Genomic DNA, 15,449 nt, shown 5'->3' with positions numbered 1-15,449 from the left:
CGAGCTGGCGAGTACGATCGGTTAATGAAAGGGAATATGAGAAAAGGATTCGCAATGCTTTGGGCGAAAAGTAGGGATGATGGCTTCCATCCTCTTCTGCTGCATCTGATCGAGGTTGCCGCCTGTGCAGATGCAATTCTTGATCGGGAGCCGGCGGCGACCCGGGAGAGGATGGGAGGCGTGTTGGGTTTGTCTTGGGAGCAGGCCCGTCCGTGGATCCTTACCTTGATCGCCAATCACGATATAGGCAAGGCATTTCCTGGATTTCAGTTCAAGAGAGAGAGTGCAGAGCCGTTCCTTTCTTCCGCTGGGTTCAGGAGACTTCCACCCCCGTTGGGGGGATTTGTCCACCATGGAGCCGTTGGTCAGGTTGTCCTGTCAGACCTTCTTGCAAAGCGTGGTTGGCCGGAGGAAATGTCGCATCTGATTGCTGATGCAGTGACGTCCCATCATGGCATACGGCCCTCTTCATCCGCGCTTGAGCGGATAGGATCAAGAGTAATTGGCGATCGGGATTGGTCTGCAGCCAGGCAGGAGATTTTCGATTTACTGATGGATCTTTTTGGAGCAATCGTTCCACCCATCAAGCAAAAAATGTCAGGTCCCGATTTCATGTTACTTGCGGGGCTTACAAGTTTTGCCGACTGGATCGGATCAAACGAAATCTGGTTCTCATATGGCACCCCGAAAGATTGCGAAGACCCTCTCCGCTGGTTAGCGGCTAGCGGCAACTCTGCACGAAAAGCCCTCGATGCCATCGGGTGGGCAGCCCGCACGCCCTTGATCACCAAAGCAAGATCATTCGAGTCGATTTTCGAGTTATCTCCAAGGCCTTTGCAACAGGCCATAGTGGAAGCGGTGGGTGCCGTCTCCGGCCCCGCACTGTTTCTTCTCGAAGCCCCGATGGGAGAAGGGAAGACCGAAGCGGCATTCCATGCATACATTGAGTTGCAGAGACGCTTTGGTCATCGCGGCCTTTATGTCGCCCTACCCACCAAGGCGACCGGGAATGCCATGTTTCACAGAACACACCTTTTCCTCAAATCGTTTGGTTCGGACCGTCGGCTCGACCTCCAACTTCTGCATGGTGGAACCTTATTGAATGAGGAATTCCAGGGGCTGAAAGAAGCCGCCATCGACGATCCGGAGTTGGGCGGAGGTGTTCGTGCAGGGGAGTGGTTCACGCGAAAGAAGCGGGCGCTCTTGTCGGAATACGGTGTTGGAACCGTGGATCAAGCGTTGCTGACGATTCTTCCGGTCCGTCACCAGTTTGTCCGCCTTTGGGGCCTCGCAAACAGGGTTGTCGTCATCGACGAGATCCATGCGTACGATGCCTACACCGGAACCCTTCTGATTCATTTGGTCCGATGGCTACTGGCGCTTGGTTCTTCCGTCATTCTGCTTTCTGCGACGCTTCCGTCTTCTATCCGAAAGAAGTTTGCCGAGACTGTGGAGGGGAAAGGGATGTCGTTTGACGATGTCCCCTATCCACGACTCTCCGTTTTCCGAAAAGGTGAAACTCATCAGATACCCCTGCAATCGGACCCAGCCAGACGCACCCGAATCGAAGTTGCCCGAGTCGGTCCTGATCTTCTGTCCGTCAAGGCATCGCTCGAAGAAAGACTGGTATTTGGGGGATATGGGCTCGCCTTGATGAATACCGTCCAGCGATCTCAAGATCTGTACCGGTCTTTCCCCGAAGGCGAGCCGATCGTTGTCGCATCGGGGAAACAGGTCGGAAAGTATCTTGAAGACGGAACTGCGGTATTCCTGTTCCACGCGCGATATCCGGGTGACGAGCGCCAGAATCGGGAAGAGGCCGTCGTACGGACTTTCGGCAATGGTGGGGATCGTAGCGGCCGGAAAATTCTAGTGGCAACTCAGGTAGTCGAGCAAAGTCTTGATCTGGATTTCGACGTCATCGTGAGTGATCTGGCTCCCATCGATCTGTTGCTCCAACGCGCGGGACGATTGTGGCGTCATCAAAGGGATGGGCGTCCGGTCAACAGGCCGGCTCTCGTTGTCTCGGGATTGGCCGGGGAAGAACCGCCATGTTTTGGAGGCCCGCTATGGTGGGGAAGCGTCTATCGGGAAGACCTCCTCCTGTCGACATGGATTGCGCTTCACTTGACCACGGAGATCATCCTGCCTGACGCGATTGAACCGATGGTTCGCGCCATCTACGAGGAAGAAATCATCGTTCCCGAATCCATGCGGGAACGAATGGACAAGGCGCGACTGGCGGAAGGAATTGTGTTCGCCCAGTGCCAGCAGGCGCATCAAGCGATCATCGGACGACCAGATGACGCTTCCTGGGATGATCCGGGGAGATGGGTACGAGCCGATGAGGACGACCCCGGAATCCACCCAGCCCTTGTCGCACAAACCCGTTTGGGGGAGCCCTCCATCCTGGCTGTTCCGCTCTTCCCCCCCGAAGGATTCGATCCAAATTCAACGCCTGACTTCGAGACCGCGAAACGTTGGTTCATGCGGGGCGTGTCCATCTCCAGGAAAGGAATCGTTCGTAATTTAAAGGATCAAGGGGTTCCGGCAGGCTGGAACAAATCGTCATTGCTTCGAAACGCCTATCCGATGCTTCTCGACGATATCGGGCAATGGCAATCCGATCAAAACGTCCGCCTCGACCAAGAATTGGGTTTGGTATACGGGACGAAGAAGGAGGAGTCTTGAGCCGATTCAACCTGATCGATGAAAAATGGATTCCGGTTTGCTTCCGCGATGGAAGAAGGGAGGAGTTGGGCATTCGGGACGTTCTCCTGCATGCCGATGAAATTGCAGGCATCGAAGACGGATCGCCTCTCGTCGTTGCATCGCTGTATCGGTTTCTGCTCGCGGTTCTCTATCGGGCGCTGGAAGGACCGACCGACATCGACGAAGCGAAGGATTTGTTCAATAACGGGTTCCCTGCCGAAAAGATCACCGCCTATCTGGAAAAGTGGAGCGACCGATTCTGGCTATTTCACGAGGAGCATCCGTTCGGGCAGGTTCCTTCGTTTGAGCCGACCAACTGGCGAATGTGGTCCGCAATCGCGATTGAACACAACGCGGATAACGCAAAAATCGTGTTCGATCATGTTTCGACTTTGGGGGATAGCCGTATCGATGATTCTTCTGCGGCAAGGTGGTTGTTGGCAAGTCTGACATTTTCAGTCAGTTCAGGAAAAAGTGAGATTGCTCATACGAAAGACGCGCCATCGACCGGCGCGATGATGGTTATTCCGATCGGGAAATCCATGAGGGAGACCCTCGCCTCCATGCTGGTTCCGGAGACGAAAGACGTGGTAGAAGGCGATCTCCCGATATGGGAAAGAAAACTTGAAACGGTTGCAAGTTTACGAAAAATGGCTCCTCGGGGAATCACTGGATTTGCCGACCGTTATTCATGGCTATCGCGGGCAATAAGATTCAAGGATGACGGCATGCCCGGGGTTTCAAGACTGGGGTTTGCGTCGGGAGTGAATTGCGATGTGGGAAGTCATCGGGACCCGATGCTCGCCTACAAGACCCACGATAAGTTTGGTCTGCTTCCTGTTCAATTCCATGGCCGGGGGGTATGGAGAAACTTCGATTCTCTCCTGCCTGGTGGCGATGAAGAACGTGGGACCCCAGCTGTAATCCAGCATGCCATCCGGTTGTCAGGACACAATGTCGCTAGACTCCCGACCGGGATCATAGTGCTTGGCCTTTCGAACACCAAAGCTAAAATTGATTTCTGGAGGATGGAGCGGTTTGCATTGCCAACTGCCCTTGCAAGTCACCCGGACGTGAGGGCCGACATACGTTCCTTCCTTGACGCCGCCGAGCAAACCCAAAATGTCCTTCTTGCCACATGTCGTGCATATGCGGGAGACCTGATCAGCAGGGGAAATGGGCGGCCTGATCAGAAGGACGTCTCTGCTTTTATTTCCCAAATGCCTTGTCTTCCACGTTATTGGTCGATGCTGGAGGGACGATTTCAGGAAACCCTCCAATCGTTTACCTGTGAGGCGGATCCTTTCCGGGTGGAAATGACCTGGATCAGTTCTGTTCACAAGGCTCTCATTGATGCATGGGAGTGTCACAAGTCGTCGATTGACGGAGGCGACGCATGGTCGATCCGTGCGCTCGTCAAATCCGAAAGGAAGATTTTTGAAGAAGGAATAAAGCTGAAACGTCGGATTTTGGAGCTTGAGGAGTACCTGCGGAAGGAGGAGTCATGAGCCGATTCATCGAATGGCTGGAGAAGCAAGGCGAAAGAGATACCAAGGTGCGGGCTGTATTGAGACGAAGCCTTTCATTTCCGCCCGGCGCATTTCCATCAGCGTATCCCTATGTCGAACCGTTTTTGGTCGGATTGGACGATGGATGGCGACGCGAGGCCCACTATTTGGTTGCGGGCCTCTGGGCTGCCCACTGGCGCAGCGGCAGATCTGGAGAATGCGTCCCGCTCGCCAGGGCTTGCTCGTCCCACATGAAGGACGCCAACTCAAGCAGCACCGAGAACCGATTCATCGCCCTGCTCGATTCGGACCGCGACCAGCTGCCGTACCGCCTGCGGCAGATGGTTTCCCTGCTGAAAGACCGAAACATCGATTTCGATAACTTGTTGAAGGGGCTTTTGTGGTGGAACGACGACAAGAGACGAACACAGAACGAGTGGGCACGATCTTTCTACCGAATCCAGGCGAATGATGTCGCAGACGATAACGAATCCATTCCCGACGCGGAGGCAACACGATGAAGAAACTGGTCGAGATTCATATCCTGCAGAACTACGCTCCCTCAAACTTGAACAGGGATGATACGGGCGCGCCGAAGGACGCGATATTCGGTGGCAGCCGTCGTGCGCGGATATCGAGCCAATGCCTGAAACGGGCCGTGCGTCAACATTTCTATGGGCTTGTAAGCGAAGGGAGACTGATTGCCAAGGCCGATATGGCTGAACGGACGAAGCGGGTCATGGACGCCTTGCTGGAAGAACTAGATCGAAAGGGGCACACCGACAAGGAAATCACGGAAAACAAGATTCGTCTTGCATTGGAAGTTGTTGGGCTTCCGGTTTCTGAAGATGGCAAAAACGAAGTTCTCTTGTTCCTTGGTAAAAAGGAGATCGGGCAGCTGGCCGAAATCATCGAGGCCAAATGGGATGAGCTTGATGCCGATAATGGGGCCGAATTCGAGGTGCCGGAAGGCAAGAAGAAGGGAAAGGGGAAAAAGGAAAAGGGGGAGAATCCGAAACTCAAGGAAGAGATCCTCAAGGTGTTCGACGGTGGAAAGGCAATTGACTTGGCATTGTTCGGTCGCATGCTTGCAAATATGCCCCAAAAAAATCAGGATGCCTCCTGCCAGGTTGCTCATGCCATCTCCACGCATGCCGTCGAGCGGGAATTCGATTTTTATACGGCAGTGGACGAGCGCAAGCCGGAAGACACGGCGGGAGCCGACATGATGGGAACAATCGAGTTCAATTCGGCATGTTTCTATCGGTATGCCGTCGTGGATTTCGACAAGCTCCAATCGAATCTCGGAGACAAGGAAGTGGATGGCTTGGCGGAGAAAGGTCTTCGGGCATTTGTCGAAGGGTTCGTCATCTCGGAGCCGACCGGCAAGCAAAATACGTTTGCCGCACACAACCCTCCGGAGTTCGTCGCAGTCACTATCCGGAAAAATGGTGCTCCGCGCAACCTCGCCAATGCCTTCGAAAACGCTATCCGGGCAAGGAAAGACGAATCGTTGACTCGTGTGTCTGCAGATCGGCTGGTCCAGAAAGGGAATTCTCTAAAGGGCGTCTATGGTGGCGAGGAGCAAACTTTTGTTCTCAACCCGGTGGGCGCTGAAATCAAGGAATTCGGGACCGAGACTGTTTCGCTAGGAAATCTCATCGAGCGGACGATAGAGGCCGTGAGGGGCTAGCCATGCCAACGATACTCCTTCGGCTGATCGGCCCCCTTCAGTCTTGGGGAACGACCAGTCGATTCAACGAACGCGATACCGGGAAGGAACCAAGCAAGTCTGGTGTGATCGGTCTGCTTGCCGCAGCGAGGGGTATTGATCGCGGAAACTGGGATGACCTCGAGCCCATGGTCCGAATGCCGATGGGCGTGCGGCACGATCGTGCAGGGATCCCAAGGCGTGAGTACCAGACAGCTGGATGCAACAAGGACGACACGGTCATCAAGGCTGATGGCACCCGATCGAAGGACGGCGTCGTCTCGACTCGTCATTACCTCGCCGACTCGGCTTTTCTCGTTGGGATGGAAGGCAACCGGGAATTGCTAGATAAGATCCAGGCAAGCCTCCAGAACCCTGTATGGCCATTATCCTTGGGGAGGAAGTCATATGTGCCATCCGAGCCGATTTGGCTTGATGACGGAATACAGGATGTTTCGCTAAAGGAAGCCCTTTCCCTCTGGCCTTGGATCGTCACAAAGCGGTCACGGGAAAATGTACCTGATCGGCTTTTGCTGTCGAGCGAGTCTTTTGATGGATCAGGTTCATTTCGGATGGACCAACCTCTGAGCAGTTTTGCCGAACGAAAGTTTGGCGGACGGTATGTCCAGTCCGAGTGGATTCCCTTTCCAGCGGAGGGCCGTGATGTATCTCCATAGGATATTCCTCGATGCACGTTGCCGGGAGGCGCGCCGGGATCTTGCCGAACCCTACGAACTTCATTCGACTTTGTGCCGGGCATTTTCAAGTCGGGACACGAAATGTCCGCAAGGGGAATTCCTTTGGCGGATGGAACCGGAAAATATGACGGTCGGATCACCCAGAATTCTGATCCAAAGCAGGTCTCTTCCGGATTGGTCGCGGATCGGGATCAAGGGATGGTTGAAGCGCGAGCCGGATCCGGCGATCGACATCGACGAGCGACTTGGATTGGGGGCAATTCGATCAGGTCAAAAATTCCGTTTCCGTCTTCGCGCGAATCCGAGCGTATGCCGCGGCGGGAAACGGCTTGGACTGATGAAAACTCCAGAACAGGAAAAGTGGCTGTTCCGGAAGGGTAAGGATTACCACGGATTCGATCTCCCTTCGCTCAAAAGGGTTGATGATGAGGAGGAAGGGCAGGTACTCCGCCTTGGTGTGGCCATATCCCAGGAACAGATACTCAGGAGCAAGAAGAGAGGGAACGATCATGAAATATGCGTGTTTTCAGTTCTCTATGACGGGACGCTGATCGTTTCCGATCCGGAAAAGTTTCGATCTGCGGTGCTGGGCGGAATTGGTCACGGAAAAGCCATGGGGCTCGGTCTCTTGTCCGTGGCTTCAGCGGGATAGCGAATGGAACCGATCCTTCCTCCACTCAAGCCTATTCCAATGAAGGACCGGGTGTCGGTGCTCTTCGTTGAGTACGGACAGCTGGATGTACTCGATGGTGCGTTCGTTCTGATCGACAAGAATGGAATTCGAACGCATATTCCTGTGGGCTCTGTTGGATGTCTCATGTTGGAACCTGGGACGCGTGTTTCCCACGCCGCCGTTGTCCTGGCTGCGCGGGTCGGTTGTCTGTTGGTTTGGGTCGGGGAGGCGGGAGTTCGTCTATACGCGTCGGGGCAACCTGGCGGGGCGCGGGCTGACCGACTTCTGTATCAAGCGAAACTGGCTCTTGATCCCGACGCGCGGCTCAAGGTCGTCAGGAAGATGTACGCGATGCGTTTCGGAGAGGACCCTCCCGAAAGACGAAGTGTCGATCAACTCAGAGGTATTGAAGGCGTGCGTGTTCGGAAAACATACGAGCTGCTTGCCAGAAAATTCGGCGTCGAATGGAAAAACAGAAACTACGACTATACAACCTGGGAGAGCGGTGATCTCCCCAATCGATGCTTGAGCGCTGCAACCGCCTGCCTATATGGGATCACAGAAGCATGTGTTCTTGCCGCCGGATACGCCCCCGCGGTCGGATTCATTCATTCGGGAAAACCCCAATCGTTTATTTATGACATTGCCGACATATTCAAATTTGAAACCGTTGTCCCGACCGCATTTCGAATCGCGGCAAGTAATCCTTCATCCCCGGAAAGAGCGGTCCGCATTGCTTGCCGAGATATCTTTCGTGCCTCAAGGCTGTTGTCCAGGATCATTCCGACGATCGAAGAAGTGCTTTCTGCGGGAGGACTCCCGATCCCGGAGCCGCCGGAGGATGCCGTCCCCCCCGCGATTCCCGAAAAAGAAAGGTTGGGCGATGTTGGTCATCGTGCTTGAAAATGCCCAGCCCAGATTACGAGGTCGCCTGGCAGTCTGGTTGCTTGAGATCCGAGCTGGAGTTTATGTCGGAAATGTTTCGAGAAGGGTGCGGGAAATGATCTGGGTGCAAGTGGAAAAGGGCATAGGCGAGGGGAATGCAGTGATGACCTGGAGTGCCCCTAATGAGCCTGGTTTCGATTTCGAGACCTGCGGCACTAATCGCCGTTTGCCGACTGAATTCGACGGGCTAAAGCTGATTTCCTTCAGGCCAGCGAGTGAATAGCTGTAAGCGATTAGGAGATGATCTTTGACATTTGATTAGAGCGCAATTTATTGGTGGAAATAATCAGTCAATTATATGTCTATGACTTCGCGTGCTTACGCGAAGTCCGTTCCCCGCGAGCGCGGGGATGAACCGTCGTCCGCCGTGGTATCGGTCGGCTACGACGACCGTTCCCCGCGAGCGCGGGGATGAACCGATGGGGTTCACCGATTCCGTGCGGGCCGTCCACCGTTCCCCGCGAGCGCGGGGATGAACCGCGCAGTCCGCTCCCCAGGAGCCCGCCGCCCCCCGTTCCCCGCGAGCGCGGGGATGAACCGAGCGAGGTCTACGCCGACGCGAAGTGGGGGTTCCGTTCCCCGCGAGCGCGGGGATGAACCGGACGCGCTGACCGGGGTTATCTACACCGACGACCGTTCCCCGCGAGCGCGGGGATGAACCGTAACCCTTGGCAACACGTAATCGAGCGCCAATCCGTTCCCCGCGAGCGCGGGGATGAACCGCGATGGATATTACCGGTGGTTCCCGGGGGACTCCGTTCCCCGCGAGCGCGGGGATGAACCGATGTTCCCGGCCTCGTGCTGCGGCTGGATGGCCCGTTCCCCGCGAGCGCGGGGATGAACCGTGAGTGCGTATCGTTGGGAAGGAACACGCGGGCCGTTCCCCGCGAGCGCGGGGATGAACCGGTGGGCCTCATCCGGGAGAGTACGACGATCTCCCGTTCCCCGCGAGCGCGGGGATGAACCGATCGCCGCCGCGCCTACGTGTCCACAGCGGAACCGTTCCCCGCGAGCGCGGGGATGAACCGCGTGTCGATCTTGAGCGGATCCGGAGCCGGATCCGTTCCCCGCGAGCGCGGGGATGAACCGCCGGAGCGCGACAGCCCCAGCACGCCGTACCCCCGTTCCCCGCGAGCGCGGGGATGAACCGACATCATGCCCCCTATCCGCATCGGACAGACCCCGTTCCCCGCGAGCGCGGGGATGAACCGGCGTTGGCCGAGTTGGAGGTCATCACCCGCACCCGTTCCCCGCGAGCGCGGGGATGAACCGTGGGTTTCGGCGCTTCGGCAAGCGTGAGGTTGCCGTTCCCCGCGAGCGCGGGGATGAACCGGTCGAACTGGGACACATTCGAAGGTTTGGCGACCGTTCCCCGCGAGCGCGGGGATGAACCGTTCGAGCAGGCGAATCGGTATTCGGGTGCCGTCCGTTCCCCGCGAGCGCGGGGATGAACCGACCAACGGGGTTGAAGATATGTTGTGGGCGATCCGTTCCCCGCGAGCGCGGGGATGAACCGTCATACGACTGGCGCAATCGTTCGGAAAAATTCCGTTCCCCGCGAGCGCGGGGATGAACCGATAGCGAATCGGGAGCAAAGCGCAAGCAGAAGCCGTTCCCCGCGAGCGCGGGGATGAACCGCCATCATGAAAGTTATTAAGTTATCTAAATTTCCGTTCCCCGCGAGCGCGGGGATGAACCGCGGGTTTACCTGTTTTCTTGGATATCTCTCGGCCGTTCCCCGCGAGCGCGGGGATGAACCGTCGGGTGCTTTCGCTGGTATTACTGCATGGTGCCGTTCCCCGCGAGCGCGGGGATGAACCGTCGATTACCCGGTATCTATCCGGGGCGGGAAACCGTTCCCCGCGAGCGCGGGGATGAACCGGTCTTTCATGGTGAGAGGAGGACGGGATTTTTCCGTTCCCCGCGAGCGCGGGGATGAACCGGGAATTTAGTTAGCAATATCGCTTTAAATGCTCCGTTCCCCGCGAGCGCGGGGATGAACCGAACATCACGCATTAAGCTTGTTCCCTCAGGATCCGTTCCCCGCGAGCGCGGGGATGAACCGATGTCTAGGTTTTTCAGGTACGACGCGCTGGCCCGTTCCCCGCGAGCGCGGGGATGAACCGTTTGCTCGGCCGGGCCGGGACATGGCCCGTATCCGTTCCCCGCGAGCGCGGGGATGAACCGTAGACTATGCAAGGCCGACGAAAAAAATATACCGTTCCCCGCGAGCGCGGGGATGAACCGGGGGATGGGGGACATTAGTAGATATTACTAGGCCGTTCCCCGCGAGCGCGGGGATGAACCGGAGAGCAGCACGCCGAGCAGCATCCTCATCGACCGTTCCCCGCGAGCGCGGGGATGAACCGGGGTTACACCTGGTCCGCGATCGAGCTCGCCACCGTTCCCCGCGAGCGCGGGGATGAACCGCGGTTCATCGATCGGTGCGAGCGCCCGGATAACCGTTCCCCGCGAGCGCGGGGATGAACCGGGACGCCGAACCTATCCATGACGACGTGATCCCCGTTCCCCGCGAGCGCGGGGATGAACCGGGGGCCGCCGTCATTGGGGCGAGCATGGCGTTCCGTTCCCCGCGAGCGCGGGGATGAACCGAAAAACACCATCCCGCCCCGGCACTCCTGGATCCGTTCCCCGCGAGCGCGGGGATGAACCGGCGGACGGGTTTCTCGCGCCGACCGCCGCCGTCCGTTCCCCGCGAGCGCGGGGATGAACCGACGGTGCGGTCCATACGTCCGTCGCATTGCCCCCGTTCCCCGCGAGCGCGGGGATGAACCGGACGTTGTCTTGTATTTTCAGCGGCCCCCACACCGTTCCCCGCGAGCGCGGGGATGAACCGCCGTTGGTACTTTTGGAAACGCCGGGGTAGGACCGTTCCCCGCGAGCGCGGGGATGAACCGATGCCGAATACGCGGATCATGTTCGACAACCTCTGTTCCCCGCGAGCGCGGGGATGAACCGTCGGCGCTTCCCGTCCCCGGGGTCAGGCGTCGCCGTTCCCCGCGAGCGCGGGGATGAACCGTCGGTCCACCCGGAGACCGGGTGCGATTTTCACCGTTCCCCGCGAGCGCGGGGATGAACCGGCGTCTTCAAATTTCCCGGCGATGTTGAAGAACCGTTCCCCGCGAGCGCGGGGATGAACCGTTGAATTGCCATTTTCCGGTCGGTGCCATGTACCGTTCCCCGCGAGCGCGGGGATGAACCGGCCGCGAAGATGTGGAAGCACAAGGGCCAAGCCCGTTCCCCGCGAGCGCGGGGATGAACCGACCTCCCCGAGATGTTCGACGAGGAAATCAACCCGTTCCCCGCGAGCGCGGGGATGAACCGAAACCTTTGATCTCCCCTTGACGACGGCATTGCCGTTCCCCGCGAGCGCGGGGATGAACCGGGGAAGACACGTCGTTGCGCTTCGCCACCATCCCGTTCCCCGCGAGCGCGGGGATGAACCGTCGGCGTAGTATTTGAGCGTTCTCGGCTCATGCCGTTCCCCGCGAGCGCGGGGATGAACCGCCCCGTATGGTGACCAGAAATCCGCAATTCCACCGTTCCCCGCGAGCGCGGGGATGAACCGCTCTCCGTGCCCGTCGCGCACTGGCTGTTCGCCCGTTCCCCGCGAGCGCGGGGATGAACCGCCCCCGGCCTAACATAATGGTTTGCCGCAAAGCCGTTCCCCGCGAGCGCGGGGATGAACCGACTGTATCCGGCGGATATGTTTACCGTGTAGCCCGTTCCCCGCGAGCGCGGGGATGAACCGCATCGAGCGCCAACGAACAATGGAAAGATCGACCGTTCCCCGCGAGCGCGGGGATGAACCGAAACCGCATTGCGCCTTTTGCGAGCCGAAAACCCGTTCCCCGCGAGCGCGGGGATGAACCGCGTTAGATGATCATCTAACGTGTGACGCATTGCCGTTCCCCGCGAGCGCGGGGATGAACCGAAACCAGGGAAACTATGTCCCGACGGAAGCGGCCGTTCCCCGCGAGCGCGGGGATGAACCGGGGATGGCGGAGGTTCGGCACTTCCTGCCACTCCGTTCCCCGCGAGCGCGGGGATGAACCGGCCACCTGCGGGTCGACCCCCGAGAAGGCATCCCGTTCCCCGCGAGCGCGGGGATGAACCGAAAACGGCACGCTTGACGGGTCCTGCAAATATCCGTTCCCCGCGAGCGCGGGGATGAACCGGCGCCCGCCCGCCCGTACCTTATAGGCGAACACCGTTCCCCGCGAGCGCGGGGATGAACCGTCGATGGTGAACACGGCGGCGACCAAGGAGCTCCGTTCCCCGCGAGCGCGGGGATGAACCGGATTCGACTTCGACAGCCGACATCGCGGCGGTCCGTTCCCCGCGAGCGCGGGGATGAACCGCTGATCCCCTTGGGGATGTAGATCTTCTGGCCCCGTTCCCCGCGAGCGCGGGGATGAACCGAGGATATAGGGTTAACGGCATCCTGCTCAAAGCCGTTCCCCGCGAGCGCGGGGATGAACCGGTTTTGAGAAATCGGATAGCGCAACCTTGACACCGTTCCCCGCGAGCGCGGGGATGAACCGACGACGAGGATATTCGCCTCGACTTTTTCTTCCCGTTCCCCGCGAGCGCGGGGATGAACCGACGGTGGCGATCCTTGCCGACGGGAATGTCGCCCGTTCCCCGCGAGCGCGGGGATGAACCCACTCCGAAGCCAAGGCCAGCTGATATGCCGAACCGTTCCCCGCGAGCGCGGGGATGAACCGGAGACGACGATGAAAAAGCATTTGCTTTTTGCCCGTTCCCCGCGAGCGCGGGGATGAACCGACCTCAAGCACCGCCAGCGCGGCCTGGACCAGCCGTTCCCCGCGAGCGCGGGGATGAACCGCGGGCGTTCTTCCCGGTGCCGGTCGTCGAGCACCGTTCCCCGCGAGCGCGGGGATGAACCGATGGTCCACCCGGGCGGATCGGGCGGCTCTGGCCGTTCCCCGCGAGCGCGGGGATGAACCGGTTGAATTGTGAATAATGCACTGGATACCGAGCCGTTCCCCGCGAGCGCGGGGATGAACCGAACAGATCCGTCGGCATACGGAAAAGAGTCGGCCGTTCCCCGCGAGCGCGGGGATGAACCGTCGGTTCCGCCGGCTCCGGCTCGACCTTCGCTCCGTTCCCCGCGAGCGCGGGGACGAGGGCAACCATTCACTGGAAGCGACGGAAATCGTTCCAGGGGAGGATGGTTGCGAGTCCGCGAATCATCTCTTTGTCGCCGCCGTACACGAGCCAGACCGGGTGCTTCTCCGTGCCGGAGAGTGCCGCCCACCGTTTCAGACCGTCGAGAAAATCCGGCGCGATCGTCTGTCCCGATTTGATTTCGACCGGCGTCAGTGTTTCGCCTTCTTCAATGACCAGGTCGATCTCCAGCCCCTTGCTGTCGCGCCAGAAGAACAGGTTCGACGGCAATCCGCGGTTGAATCGCGCCTTGAGAAACTCCGCCACTACAAAGGTCTCGAACAACGCCCCGCGTTGGGCGTGGAATGCGATCTGCCCAACTTCCCGGATTCCCAGCAGCCATGCCGCCAGCCCGACATCCCAGAAATAGAGCTTGGGCGACTTGACGAGACGTTTGTTGAAATTGCGGTGATGGGGTCGAAGCAGGTGGATGATATAACTCGCCTCCAGCACTGAAATCCAGGATGCCGCCGTGTTGTGGGAGATGCCGCAGTCCGAAGCAAGGGAAGAGAGGTTGAGCAGTTGCCCGGTACGTGCCGCGCACATCTTGACGAAACGCTGAAACGTGGAAAGGTCGCGGACGTTGATCAACTGGCGCACATCTCGCTCGATATAGGTCGTCATGTAGCCGGCATACCAGTCGCCCGGCTGAATATCCCGGTCGTACAGCGGCGGGTACAGGCCTCGAAAGAGCAACTCGTCGAGATTCCCGGGAAGGCACTTCGCCGCTTTCAGTTCCTCGGCCGAAAACGGGAGCAATTGCACCAACCCGACTCGGCCGGCTAGAGATTGACTGATGCCGGACAGCAGGCCGAACTGTTGGGAGCCGGTCAACACGAACAGGCCTGCGCGCGAATCCGCGTCGACCCGCGTCTGCAGATAAGAAAACAGTTCCGGAGCACGCTGAGCTTCGTCCAGAATCGCCCCATCGGGAAAGCGCGCCAGCAACCCACGGGGGTCACTTTCAGCAAGCGCACGCATGTCCGGGTCTTCCAGTGACAGGTACGGTTTATTGGGAAACGCCATTTTGGCGAGGGTCGTCTTGCCGGACTGGCGAGGACCAGTCATGGCGACAACGGGGAATCCCCGCGCCAACCGAAACAACGTGTGGTGAGCCGATCTTTCAATCATAACGAAAGGTTATGCATTTTGGCACATATTGTCAATTCGAATTACAATACGTTCTTGGGGGCATTCCCCGCCCGACTCGCCGGATAGAAAGCGCGGTTACCGAAGGCGTGATCAAGGCAATTGCCGGAAAGTTGCTTTTGAGCGAATTCGAGGCGTTGAAATCGGCGATTTCCATGATGCCGGCCCGGATGGCCGACCATTTCCAGACAGGGTACTTCTGACGGATAATGCATTCCCATGCCCCCGACTCCCGCCATGAATGCGTTGCTCGACACCATGGCCGGGTCCTGAACCGGTGTCCCGCTTGCCATGACGATGATCTCCCCCGAGTCCAGGGCTGCGCCCATTCCCCCCGCACGTGCCTCCGCCGCAAGCGGCAGCTGTTCCAAGAACTGCTGGAGGATGCAGGGGGAAGCGGCGGCGGAGCCATCACGCGGGAGGACTTCGACTTCCTGCTGGGCTAGGGAAGGCGGCGAGCAGCGGTGACGCCCGGGGCGATATTCCGCAGCAGCGCGAGTTCCGTATTCCCTTCTGCGGCCGGGATATCCCAGATGTTTTGTATAGACTGCATAATGGTTGTATTTGGAATATATGTTTCGTATAATGTGCAAATGGATGATTTGAAGAGGATCGGAAATCAGCTGCTTGAGGCCAGGAAGGGGAAGGGCCTGACGCAGGCGACGCTTGCCGCCGAGGTCGGAATCTCCCGGACAACCCTCTCCTTGCTCGAAAGCGGCAAGGTTCAGGAACTGGGCATCCGGAAGGTGATTCGAATCCTCGACCGGTTGGGACTTGAGCTGACAACGAGACCCGCGGGGGCTCCGCCTACGCTTGAAGAGATCCGGGAGGAACGGTAGGCG

At 58.7% G+C, this 15,449-nt stretch carries 10 protein-coding genes and 1 CRISPR repeat array; of the genes, 8 read left to right on the top strand and 2 right to left on the bottom strand.

The features are described from left to right. Nucleotides 1-54 precede the first annotated feature (54 nt). From cas3 to cas1e, 7 genes are read left to right on the top strand one after another with little or no spacing between them, the layout of a single operon-like run. Nucleotides 55-2,691 carry a CRISPR-associated helicase Cas3' gene (gene cas3 / locus VGK27_00790; protein ID HEY3488638.1) on the top strand — a complete coding sequence of 879 codons (2,637 nt, stop codon included), beginning with the start codon at nt 55-57 and terminating at the stop codon, nt 2,689-2,691. Further along, nucleotides 2,688-4,220 carry a type I-E CRISPR-associated protein Cse1/CasA gene (casA, locus tag VGK27_00785; protein HEY3488637.1) on the top strand — a complete coding sequence of 511 codons (1,533 nt, stop codon included), beginning with the start codon at nt 2,688-2,690 and terminating at the stop codon, nt 4,218-4,220. The genes cas3 and casA overlap by 4 nt, the downstream gene beginning before the upstream one ends. After that, entirely contained in the window at nt 4,217-4,741 is a 525-nt protein-coding gene (casB, locus tag VGK27_00780) for a type I-E CRISPR-associated protein Cse2/CasB (protein ID HEY3488636.1), read from the top strand. The genes casA and casB overlap by 4 nt, the downstream gene beginning before the upstream one ends. Beyond that, complete coding sequence (gene cas7e, locus VGK27_00775; protein ID HEY3488635.1) at nt 4,738-5,913, top strand: type I-E CRISPR-associated protein Cas7/Cse4/CasC; 1,176 nt, start codon at nt 4,738-4,740, stop codon at nt 5,911-5,913. The genes casB and cas7e overlap by 4 nt, the downstream gene beginning before the upstream one ends. A 2-nt stretch (nt 5,914-5,915) precedes the next feature. After that, nucleotides 5,916-6,608, top strand: a complete 693-nt coding sequence (gene cas5e, locus VGK27_00770; GenBank protein ID HEY3488634.1) for a type I-E CRISPR-associated protein Cas5/CasD — start codon at nt 5,916-5,918, stop codon at nt 6,606-6,608. After that, entirely contained in the window at nt 6,595-7,281 is a 687-nt protein-coding gene (gene cas6e, locus VGK27_00765; protein HEY3488633.1) for a type I-E CRISPR-associated protein Cas6/Cse3/CasE, read from the top strand. The genes cas5e and cas6e overlap by 14 nt, the downstream gene beginning before the upstream one ends. Before the next feature lie 3 nt (nt 7,282-7,284). Continuing rightward, the gene (gene cas1e, locus VGK27_00760) at nt 7,285-8,205 is read left to right on the top strand and encodes a type I-E CRISPR-associated endonuclease Cas1e (GenBank protein ID HEY3488632.1); all 921 of its coding nucleotides are present in this window, start codon (nt 7,285-7,287) and stop codon (nt 8,203-8,205) included. 371 nt (nt 8,206-8,576) lie between these two features. Further along, a CRISPR array of direct repeats spans nt 8,577-13,422; the repeat unit is 29 nt; unit sequence CCGTTCCCCGCGAGCGCGGGGATGAACCG. Nucleotides 13,423-13,428: 6 nt separating this feature from the next. Here the strand turns inward: cas1e and VGK27_00755 are convergent. Next, nucleotides 13,429-14,526 (bottom strand): ATP-binding protein, encoded by a 1,098-nt coding sequence (locus VGK27_00755; GenBank protein HEY3488631.1) that lies wholly within the window; start codon nt 14,524-14,526, stop codon nt 13,429-13,431. 104 nt (nt 14,527-14,630) lie between these two features. Next, on the bottom strand, nt 14,631-14,936 hold the full coding sequence (locus VGK27_00750) for a hypothetical protein (protein ID HEY3488630.1): 306 nt from the start codon (nt 14,934-14,936) through the stop codon (nt 14,631-14,633). Between the two features lie 264 nt (nt 14,937-15,200). On the opposite strand from VGK27_00750, the gene VGK27_00745 reads away from it, so the two are divergent. Further along, the gene (locus VGK27_00745; GenBank protein HEY3488629.1) at nt 15,201-15,446 is read left to right on the top strand and encodes a helix-turn-helix domain-containing protein; all 246 of its coding nucleotides are present in this window, start codon (nt 15,201-15,203) and stop codon (nt 15,444-15,446) included. The last annotated feature ends 3 nt before the right edge of the window (nt 15,447-15,449 follow it).

The organism is Candidatus Deferrimicrobiaceae bacterium, from assembly GCA_036504035.1.
Classification (GTDB): Bacteria; Desulfobacterota; Deferrimicrobia; order Deferrimicrobiales; family Deferrimicrobiaceae; genus JANXPS01.
The sequence above is the reverse complement of the archived record's forward strand: the minus strand, read 5'-3'. Positions and strand labels throughout refer to the sequence as shown.